At 59.9% G+C, this 2,680-nt stretch carries 2 protein-coding genes; both read left to right on the top strand.

Features of this window, described 5'->3' with window-relative positions; translation table 11 throughout:
• The first annotated feature begins 68 nt into the window (after positions 1-68).
• Positions 69-1,195, top strand: a protein-coding gene (locus AC0IPL_RS21930; protein ID WP_474275345.1) for an IS3 family transposase whose coding sequence is annotated in 2 segments (ribosomal slippage) — positions 69-333 and positions 333-1,195 — 1,128 coding nt in all. Because the reading frame shifts where the segments join, the coding sequence is not laid out codon by codon here.
• A gap of 37 nt (positions 1,196-1,232) precedes the next feature.
• Positions 1,233-2,078, top strand: a complete 846-nt coding sequence (locus tag AC0IPL_RS21925) for an FAD-binding protein (RefSeq protein WP_474277423.1) — start codon at positions 1,233-1,235, stop codon at positions 2,076-2,078.
• Positions 2,079-2,680 lie beyond the last annotated feature (602 nt).

Below are 2,680 nucleotides of genomic sequence, written 5' to 3'. Positions count from 1 at the left end.
TGGAACGCCCCCACTGAAGTGGTCCACCTTTTGGGATAGAATTATCCCGTTTTCAGGAGGACGACGAGATGGCCGGCAAGCGAGAGAAGCCCGAAGATATCGTGCTGAAGCTGCGACAAGTTGAAGTGCTGCAAGGGCAAGGCAAATCAGTTCAGGAGGCCGTGCGGCAGATCGGAGTGACGGTTCAGACCTACTATCGATGGCGCAAGGAGTATGGCGGCATGAGCCGCGATCAGCTCAAGCGGCTGAAAGAGCTGGAAGCTGAGAATACCCGGCTCAGACGAGCCGTGTCGGATCTGACACTGGACAAGATGATCCTGGCCGAGGCCGCACGGGGAAACTTCTAAGCCCTTCCCGCCGCAGGCAGTGCATCAACCATGTGCAGCAAACCCTCAGCGTATCGGAGCGCAGGGTTTGCCGCACATTAGGTCAGCATCGCTCTACGCAGCGCAAGGTGCCCTGTGGTCTACCGGACGAAGCCCGGCTGACCGAGGACATCACCGCGTTGGCCGAAGAGTTTGGCCGCTATGGATATCGCATGATCACTGGGCTGCTGAACAACAGCGGCTGGCATGTAAATCACAAGCGCGTTGAACGGATCTGGCGGCAGGAGGGGCTTAAAGTCCCGCAAAAGCAACCCAAGAAAGGCCGACTTTGGCTGAATGATGGTTCCTGCGTCCGGCTGCGGCCGGAGCGCCCGAACCATGTCTGGTCCTATGACTTTGTTCAGGACCGAACCCACGACGGGCGGATCTTCCGCACGCTGAATATCATCGATGAGTTCACGAAGGAGGCGCTGGTGATCCGGGTCAAACGCAGGCTCAATTCAACGGATGTGGTCGACGCATTGACGGATTTGTTCATCCTACGCGGCCCGCCGGAATACATAAGGTCGGATAATGGTGCAGAATTTATTGCCAAGAAGGTGCGTGCCTGGATCGATGCCGTCGGTGCGAAAGCCGCATTCATCACCCCCGGCTCACCATGGGAGAACGGCTACTGCGAGAGCTTCAATGCCCGTTTCCGGGATGAGCTGCTCAACGGCGAGGTCTTCACCACGTTACGCGAGGCCCAGATCCTGATCGAACGCTGGCGGCGTCACTACAATACGGTCAGGCCCCACAGCGCCTTAGGATACCGGCCGCCAGCGCCCAAGAGCATTGTCCCGATAGACCAAAGGCCGACTATGCACTAACATTCAAACTGGACCACCCGATGGGGGCACACCAGAGTTGATGCCCCATGTAGCCAAGGGGGGGCAGCATTTCTCCATGTCGCCGCGTCCCGCCACAGGTGGCGCCATCAATGCGGCCCGAAAGATTGGGGCACAGTTCCTCGACACCAACCACAACGCGGGTTTCTGGGCGCCGGTCTCGCTGATCCCGGAGGGCAACGGTGCCACGCGGCCTTTTCCACATCTTTTCCTGGATCGTGCCAAGCCAGGGGTGATCGCTGTCTCTCCTAGGGGTGAGCGCTTCGTCAACGAGGCGGTCTCCTATCATGACTTCGTGTCGGGCATGAACCACGCCGGGCTGAAGGAGGCTTGGCTGATCTGCGATCATCGGGCCCTGCGCCGCTACGGTCTTGGGCCGGTGCGTCCGGCGCCTGCGCCCTATCGCCACCATCTGCGCTCGGGGTACTTGATAAAGGCTGCGACCCCGGCGGAGCTTGCGCGGCGGATCAACCTGCCCCCAGAGGCTCTTAACCGGACCATTCAGGCCTTCAACGTTGATGCAGCAGAGGGGATTGACCGGCAGTACGGAAAGGGATCTACCGCCTATCAGACCTATCTCGGGGATCCCGATCATCGTCCGAACCCCTGCCTCAACCCGCTCGATACCGGGCCATTTTATGCTGTGCGGATCTTCCCGGGAGACATCGGCACCAGCATGGGGCTCGCCACAGATCCGGACGCCCGGGTGCTGCGCGCGGACCGCAGCGTGATCGACGGGCTTTATGCCTGCGGCAATGACATGAACTCGATTATGGCCGGCACCTACCCCGGTGCCGGGATCACGCTTGGGCCGGCTCTGACCTTCGGCTATCTGGCCGGGCGACACGCGGCCGGTGAGGGCTGAAAGCGAAGCGGATAAACGGTGGCGGGGTGAGGAGGCCTCGCCCCCACTCTGAACAATACGAGATGGCACAAGCCCCCTCGAAACAATCGTATTGGTGCAGAAAGTTCATGGTTGCAGGAAGCCCGATCAACGCCCAGCAAGACCAGCGGTAGATCGAAGGGTCAGCGCTTGGCGAGGATGCTATCAACCTGCTCCGGCATGGCATCGAATTCCGCAGGTGCTCTTCCCACCGCGGCCATGTTCTCTTCCTTGGTGCGGCGATCCAAGGTCAACTCGGCGCAGACAGTGACTTTTGCGAAGTCTCAGGATCTGCCACTTGGGCGGCGGCCCCATGCTGCTCAAACATGGAAGGAGCAGACCTTCGCCGCAGGTTCAGCCACCAACCATTATCGAACGTAAGGGATGCGGACAATCCTGACTTTCGTCCACGCGGCGACTGCTGACGCAGAATCCCTTCGCACATTCGGCTCACTCATTGCTGTTTTGCAGCCCATGTTGCCGGAGCGGCCATTGAAAGCCAACCTGTGCCGCGAAATTCAAGTGGTCCTTTCGCCGCAACAGGAACCGCTCATCAAGGAGCGGGACAAACCAGTCATCTCCTG

This window comes from Leisingera sp. SA32, from assembly GCF_056033425.1.
Note: the sequence above shows the minus strand (reverse complement) of the source record. Positions and strands in the feature narration are given on the sequence as shown.